At 53.4% G+C, this 7,671-nt stretch carries 5 protein-coding genes; all 5 read right to left on the bottom strand.

All coding sequences use genetic code 11. The features are described from left to right. Entirely contained in the window at window positions 1-2,601 is a 2,601-nt protein-coding gene (locus tag ABLN94_RS11925) for a response regulator (protein WP_352992608.1), read from the bottom strand. Window positions 2,602-3,144: 543 nt separating this feature from the next. Next, window positions 3,145-3,888: a hypothetical protein gene (locus tag ABLN94_RS11930; protein ID WP_352992610.1), complete on the bottom strand. Its 744-nt coding sequence runs from the start codon at window positions 3,886-3,888 to the stop codon at window positions 3,145-3,147. 730 nt (window positions 3,889-4,618) lie between these two features. Next, window positions 4,619-5,299, bottom strand: a complete 681-nt coding sequence (locus tag ABLN94_RS11935) for a DUF6538 domain-containing protein (RefSeq protein WP_352992611.1) — start codon at window positions 5,297-5,299, stop codon at window positions 4,619-4,621. 797 nt (window positions 5,300-6,096) lie between these two features. Continuing rightward, entirely contained in the window at window positions 6,097-7,437 is a 1,341-nt protein-coding gene (locus tag ABLN94_RS11940; RefSeq protein WP_352992612.1) for an NAD(P)/FAD-dependent oxidoreductase, read from the bottom strand. Beyond that, window positions 7,434-7,671: aldehyde dehydrogenase family protein (locus ABLN94_RS11945; RefSeq protein ID WP_352992613.1), on the bottom strand; the 238-nt coding region annotated here is incomplete at its 5' end. The genes ABLN94_RS11940 and ABLN94_RS11945, both read right to left, overlap by 4 nt.

A 7,671-nucleotide genomic window follows, 5' to 3' on the forward strand; every position in this document is an offset into this window, starting at 1 on the left:
TTATGTTTCCTCTGCAGAGGCAGGCCGGTGTTTGATCAGAATGTCGTTTAACTGATTGAGAATGGTTTCAATTTCATACCCGTTCTTGCTGATAAGCGTCTCGACCGAGCCGCTCAGTCGCGCGCGGTCATCGTTTGACAGGGTCTTAGCGGTGACAACGATGACAGGTATGTCTTTCCAGTCCGGGTTCTTCCTCATCCCCGCCAGAAATTCAAACCCGTCCATCTCGGGCATCATGAGATCCAGCAAAATGACGTCCGGTATGGATGTAGAAAGATGTTGAAGGGCGTCCAACCCGTTGACGGCCTGCTCGATCTGCCAGCCTTCTTTGCCCAGAACGCGGCAGATCATTTCACGCGTTGCAGCCTCGTCTTCCACGACAAGGGCTCGGGGCGCCGGCAGGGGTGGACAATGGTCTTTCAGCGCGTTCAGAAGTGCGACCGTGTCGATGGGTTTGCCCAGATATTCACTGGCACCCAGCGACAATCCTCGAGTGCGGTCTTCTGCGAATGTCAGCATGATAACCGGGATGTCTGCCAGATCCGGGTCGTTTTTAAGCTTTGACAATACCGCCCAGCCGTCAATCTCGGGCATGAACACGTCCAGCGTGATGGCGTCAGGCCTGAATTTGCGCGCCAACTCCAAAGCCTCGTCACCCTTGGTCGAGGCAAGAACGCGGTATCCTTCCCTGCGCAGCCGTCGCCCCAAAAGGTCATGTACCGTCGGGTCGTCATCGACCAGCAGAACCAACGGGGCGTGTGAATCGCCACCCTGATCGTCCCCCGAATACCCTTTTTCCCGCAGCGGGTCTGTGGACGGATCTGTGCAGATACTCGGAAGACGAATGGTGAAGGTTGAACCTTCGCCGAGAGTACTGGCGCAGTGAATGTCACCCCCCAGCTGTTCACAGAAGACCTTGGTGATCGACAGCCCCAGACCGGTACCACCATAGTTGCGGGTAGTGGAGGAATCCGCCTGAGTGAACGCCTCGAAAACTTTGTCGACTTGTTCGGGCGACATGCCGATGCCTTGATCGGCGACTGAAAATTCCAGCTGATCCTGTTCCTTCGATCGTAGGACGGACAGCGTGATTGTCGCGTTCTCGGTGAACTTGCAGGCGTTGGACAAAAGGTTGAGCAATGCTTGCCTCACCTTGGTCAGATCGCAAACCATATCCCCGATGTTCTCGGCGCACACAATCTTCAGAGTATTATTGTTTTTTTCGGCCAGCGGTCGCACCGTTGTTCCGACATCTTTGATCATTTGAAGAACATCGAAGGCTTCCAGATTGAACTCCATCTTTCCGGCTTCGATTTTGGACAAATCCAGAATGTCGTTAATCAGGGCAAGCAAGTGCTTCCCGGCAGATTGGATTTTCTGAAGATCGCTCAGGTTCGTCTCATCATTCTGATCGATAGCTTCCTCAAGCATCAACTCACTGTATCCGATGATCGCATTCAATGGCGTACGGAGTTCGTGGCTCATGTTGGCAAGGAATGTGCTCTTGGTCTTATTGGCAGCTTCAGCATTGTCTTTTGCCACGCGCAGTTCGCTTTCCACCTGCTTCTGGGTGGTAATGTCCCGACCGTAGATATTCGCATAGCCGCCTTCCGGCACCGGCCATAGTAAAAGGGCATAGATCAGACCACCGGCCTCGTATTCGAAATCTTGCCTTTGATCTTCGTGCAAACCTTTGGTGACTCGTTTGCGCCAACCCGTTCCCACTCGGTCGCCAACCTTCAATTGCAGCGCTTCAATCAGTGGAGTGCTTGCCTTGTTGGCGTATATCAATTTGCCCTGATCTGTAATGCGCAAGACCGGGTTAGGGTTCTCTTCTGGAATGCGCGCCAGTTCTCGCATCCGCTTTTCTGCTTGCTTCAGTTGCGTAACGTCCCGCCCGTACAAGTTGACATGTTTGGCATCCGGTACCGGCCAGAGCAGTAGCGAATAGACCATGTCGCCAGCACGGCATTCAAAATCCTGCCGCTCGTTCTCTTCAAGCCCTTTCCTGACGCGTGCCAGCCATTCTTCTGTAACAGCTGCACCAACCTTCAGATTCAACGCTTTCAACATCGGGTTGCTGGCTTTATTCGCAAAGAGCAGCTTTCCGTAGCTGCTTATGCACATAACCGGATTTGGGTTTTCCTCAGGAATCTGAGCAAGCTCGGCATTGCGGGCTTCGACCTTCTTCAGTTCGGTCACATCGCTGTAGATCGCTACGGTTCCGTTATCGCTGGTCTTCCGTTCGCTGATCTTGATCCAGCCCCCGGATGTCCGGCTTTGCATCTGGGTGCCTTCTGGATTGCCGTGGCGTTTTAGTCGTTGAACTAACCATTCTTCTTCGCGTCCGACCGCATCTGCGATCACGTTGAGCGACAGCGCCTTTCGAACGACTTGTTCGAAAGTCATCCCCGGTTTCACCAGATCTTCGTGCCCCGGATACAGCATCTTGCGATACGTCTCGTTCGCCAGAACCAAACGATCCTCGGAATCATACAAGGCAAAGCCCTCGGGAATTGTGTTTATGGCATCGACGATCCGGTCCAGAGCCCGGTTCGTTCCAACCGGTTTCGACACACGGTGATCGTCGGAATGGTTCATTTCGCGCTCTCCATCTGGTGAAACCGACACGTCGGTAAGTCACTGTTTTCAGTTGAATTGAAATGCGGTTTCAAAACAAGGCTGTTTCGGCCCGTCTGTGTGTACCTTTGGATTGATGTTGATAGAGCCGCTGTTCTGCCGGACCCCGTGAAGCAAATGGTGCAACTGTGGCCAATGTCCGGAATGCGGGTGATAGCAGATATCAATCAATCTGCTCTAAGTCGGCCATGGGCCATCATCCCGCATCCCAACAAACTGACTTATCGGCAGTTTTGTCCGTAGAGCGGTCATTGATCTAAAAACGATAAATGTCTGCTCTGTGTATCTAAGCGGAAATTGCGACATCAAGCCGAACTAAATTTCTCCTCGACGAAGCCTACCAAATGGAACCGCCGCCAAGTGAACCCAAGTTCACTCAAAAGTGGGGTCTTTTCAGTCACCAAAAGTACCTGCTATTTGGCTTGGTGAACTAAGGGTGCTTCTATACTGGTCGACAGAGACTTTCCTGCAAAGCCAATAAGTTGGCAGTTACCATCATTGAGTTCACAACGACTGGGCTACCCTCCTATTTGACGGATTGTGGTGCACCCTGATCTTGCCGTTTTCCCAACCCTTGAGGTCAACGCTGTTGATGCCGTGCTTCTTCATAAACACTGAAATGTCGTGAACTGGGTCCTGTTGTTCGAGATGGCTTTCGTAGGGACTGTCCTTGAACGACTTCTTCCACATATTCACGTAGCGACGCAGACCTGCTAGTTCGGCAAGAACGTAGGCAAGCCAACGGTCCTCCCCGGCTACTAGGTATTTCGCGTGGAGTTCGGCGGCTCTCTCCAGCCCCTCAGCGATATTCGCTTCGTACGCTTCCTGATTGGATTGATTGGGCCAGTCATAAACTTGTCCATTGCAAAGACGAATTTCGTGGCCCAGCGCGTAGATGCTCTTTTCAGCGCTCGAGAAAATGGGTGGTTTAGTCACGTAGGGTCCGCCAGGGAGCGAGGCTACCGCCTCAGCCAAGAACTTCGCCGCAGCCTCTACCTCCTGCCGTGTGGGACCAACCAGAAAAAGGTTGTCCGCGTAGACGATCAGATGCACTTGATTAGACAGCTCGGGTTCGAGGAAAGTCATGATCCATAGCGCGATCGCCGCAGAGGTCTGGGCTCCTTGGGGCACTCCCTGACGGATTGATGATACGTGCTTACCTTTGATAGGCTTCCCATCAGGGTAGATGAGGTGCACGTTGGTGGCGAATGCCACTTCTTTTGTTGCCGATGTAGGGGTCGGCAACATTGGCAGGAGAGCCTTCTTAGATATGCTTGGAAAGAACTCGGTTATGTCGAGTTCTGCTACCGATTATTTCCTTGTTCGATGAGGGATATTAACCGCGCGATTGCCTTTGGTACGCCGCGTTCAGTGAACAACCAATTTGGATGGGGGTTTGAGACTATTGCACGTATGCAATCGGCGAGTAGCTTCTGGCGCGCTGCCGTTGGCAAGCGAAAATCCCAGATATATCGAAAAGTGCCCGGCTTTGATCGTTGAGCTCTAAACACCGCCGCCGGAAATTTGAGAGTTTTGCAGATTTTTTGCTTATCGGCTTCCTCAACGCACGAATTCAAACTGCGCCGTTTTTCAAATGGCTTGGATTTGTTAACCTCCAACAATGCATTCAGTGAAGCATCGTATGAGCGTAAATATTCACGACATGCTTTGCGGTATTTTACGCCGCCAGCTCCGGCATACTTTTCTATGCGAGCCCTAAGTTTTTTTGGCGCGCTTCTTCGCTCTCTTGGCAAGTGATACTTGGTAGTCCAGTTTAACTCGCTCGTCTTCACTAATCGGAAGCTTGTACCCGAGCCGGTCTTGAAGCCCATTGTACTGATGGGATGTGAAGTAACTGCTCATTGGAGCGTCCTAGTGAAAGTGGCAGTGGGGAAATGACCACGCTCAAGTACAGTGAACTCGCGCACAATTGCGGGACCAGGCGGGCAGCATACGACCTCGTTTGACGGTGTCAGCGTCAGATTTGCGGTAGGCGGTGCATTTCAATTGCTGCCCGAACTTCCGTCTCGTCCCAATATAGGCGGCTTCCCACCTTCGCTGGCATTGGAAGCCGCCCAGATTTTATGTCGCGATAGATTGATGACCTGCTGCGGCCGCCGAGCTTTTGGCGCAATTTCGCCGCGTGTTTGTACTTGTTGTTCCATTCATCAAGCTGCCGACCGTTCTTTGCAGACAGTTCAAGCTGATTGATTTCTTCTATGATCGCAGGCATTTTTGAGATGTTTACAGCAGGAAAATCGAGCAAGCCGAGAACGGCCGGGACCTTGACTGATGAGGTCTCGACGTTGTCCAGCGCCTCAATTCGGTCCAGCAGCTTTTCGATTGGCTCTGAAAGAAGCTGCTGCTTCGGCTGAAACGAGAGGCCAATTTCGCGCAACATTTCAAGGGCGGCATCAAAGGCTTCAACGGACGTTTCGCCACGTCTTTCTGCGATACAAAGATCCCAATCAGCCATCAATCCTCTTTTTGCGACAATGAGCCTGGCTTTCGCTTCTTCAAAGTCGCGAGTTTTCAAAGACCTATTGATTTCCTTCCTTCGTTCTACCGGAGCATATCGAACAGGCACTCTCCAACGCATGTAGTAGACCCGCCCTCGTCGCTCGATACCCTCAATACATCTGTCTTCAACTGCAATCATGTCTGCCCCACAATCTGCCACACAAGGCGGTTTTCTCGATTTGCCGTCCCCGACTGGAAAAACGACGATTTCTTCAAGGAAAGTGGGAGACTCTCAAAAATAGAGAAATCGGCGTTTGATTCTCATGAGAGCGTGTGGGGGCACCACTTTCATTTAATGAAATTAATAGGTTAAGCTCGGCCTTCGACTTGAAACCCGCCTGCAAAGTTCGGAATCAGACATGTGTCAGGCATTGTGCAATATCTAACCAAGTGGCGGTTCAAAGCAGTGAGTTACGACGTTCAGCATTCTCTCGACTAAGATCCGTCATTTTCGTAACGTGATTTCACTAATAAAAACAATTGCTTGATGCATATTGATGCGAAATATAGGTTTCTAACGGCTTTCCGTGCCGCAAATGATTTGCGCATCTAGCGAAAACGGGACCTGCAAATCGCGAAGGGCTATCCATGACGGACAGCATTCCTGCAACGCGTTCTGTGAAAACTCCGAATTCCTCTTCACTACAGAAGACCCGAGCGTTAAATGATCAATTTCGAAAACAGGCCAAGGGGGCATCGTAACCATATCAATGGGGCTTCGCGTGCATTTAGTGGAAACAGCAGTGCCCATGGGACGTGGGCAACCATTATGCCCTTGGAAAAAAGTTCGGTAGAAGGAAACATCCCTGAAAAAACTCGGATGGAGCCCGTTCAAGCTCCCGGTCCGTAAATGGCTCGCCACTCGATATAGTTAAAACTCTTATTGTTGTTTTATGCCGTTGCCTGGCTGTTTTTGTGAGCTTGAAGGAAATACGCCTATTCTTCAGATGCTTTCCATTCCTTCCAGCGCAGGACGGCATTTGCGCCGATTTCGCAGAAGGGCTGCGGGGGAAGGCGCTTGGGCTGATCCTCGGCCTCAAAATACCGCGTGGTGTCCGATCTATGGCCGCTGGCTTGCTCCGCTGCTGCGATACCGGTGAGGGTTCCGCGCGCGGTGCCCAAACCGTTCTGGACGCAACCGGAATAGATGCCTTGCTCGATCTCGCGCGCTACCGAAACGCCATTGAGGCTCAGGCATAGGTGACCGGCCCAAGAATACTGCATCTTCATCCCCGCCAATTGCGGAAATCGCTGATCGAACTTGCGTTGCATCACCCGAGAAGCTCGCGACAGGTCGCGCGCCGTTGCCGTCATGCCGGGACGCAGCGCCGCGCAGGTGCGGGTGATGACGCGATTGCCGCCCTGGCCGGTACCAATTCGCCGCATCGTGGTGCCCATCGGATCGGACGGGGTAACACCCCAGCGAGGCTGACCTCCCAGCTTGGTCAGAGCCTCTGAGTTCAACTCAGGCGTCATCGCGGCAAACAGGAACAGTTGCATCAGCCGGTTGCGCTCTATCCCGAAGCTCTCCAGATGGCCATTGACCGTGAGGATAACAGTGCCGGTATTAACCGAGCCTTTTTCTGTGCGCACGGCCCAACCAGAGCCGTCACGCTCAAAGCCTGTGACGGGACTGTTTTCGTAGACCGGAACGCCTTGTGCCCTCAGTCCCGCGGTAACTCCGCGGATATATCCGGCAGGCTGCAACATAACGGTGCCGGGCGTGTAAAGACCCGAGATATAGTGACGTGAGCCCGTCAGTTCATACATCTGTTGCGGATCTAGCGCCTGGCTGTCCTCGCCCAGCGATGTCAGATGTTTCGCATAGCTTCGGTTGTGGGCCTCAGCCGTCGTGCTTGCAGCACCGTTCACTTTGCCAGCAGGGTCAAAGAAGTTGCGGTCAATGTCGTATTCCTCAACCGCTGATCGGGCAAAATCGATTGCCAGACGGTTCAAATTGATCATCACCCGATCGTCGCCAGCCCCGGCGTAGTTGTCCGAGGCCAGATCATGCGGCAGGTCGATCATGAATCCCGAGTTGCGTCCCGCCGCTCCTTCGGCCACGCGCCCGGCCTCCAGCACCACCACTTTTGCGCCCGGTTGCAATTGGTTCAGCCGTCGCGCCGCCGATAGGCCTGCAAAGCCTGAGCCGACTACGACAAAGTCGGCGGTGGTATCGTGTTCCAGCGTCACCGGCGGAGACTGGGTGCCAAGAATGGCGCTCCACGCGGCCGGTCCGCGATGGACCGGCAGTCGTTTTGCTGTGTAGGCCGTCACTCGACGGCCTCGTTGGCGTCGTCGGCGAGGTCGATCCAGATGGTTTTCAGCTGGGTGTACTGGTCGTGGGCATGGACGGAGTTGTCGCGGCCGCCGAAGCCGGATTGTTTGTAGCCGCCGAAAGGGGTGGTGATGTCGCCCTCGCCAAAGCTGTTGACCGTGACGGTCCCCGCCCGGATCGCACGGGCGCCGCGGATGGCGCGTTTGGCATTGGCGGTGAAGATCGAGGCACAC

It is taken from the genome of Ruegeria sp. SCP11, assembly GCF_040329455.1.
In the GTDB taxonomy this organism is placed as follows: domain Bacteria; phylum Pseudomonadota; class Alphaproteobacteria; order Rhodobacterales; family Rhodobacteraceae; genus Ruegeria; species Ruegeria atlantica_E.

Coding starts and splice junctions, on each gene's coding strand:
- ABLN94_RS11925 (WP_352992608.1), bottom strand. CDS start 2,601: ATGAACCATTCCGACGATCACCGTGTGTCGAAACCGGTTGGAACGAAC.
- ABLN94_RS11930 (WP_352992610.1), bottom strand. CDS start 3,888: ATGTTGCCGACCCCTACATCGGCAACAAAAGAAGTGGCATTCGCCACC.
- ABLN94_RS11935 (WP_352992611.1), bottom strand. CDS start 5,299: ATGATTGCAGTTGAAGACAGATGTATTGAGGGTATCGAGCGACGAGGG.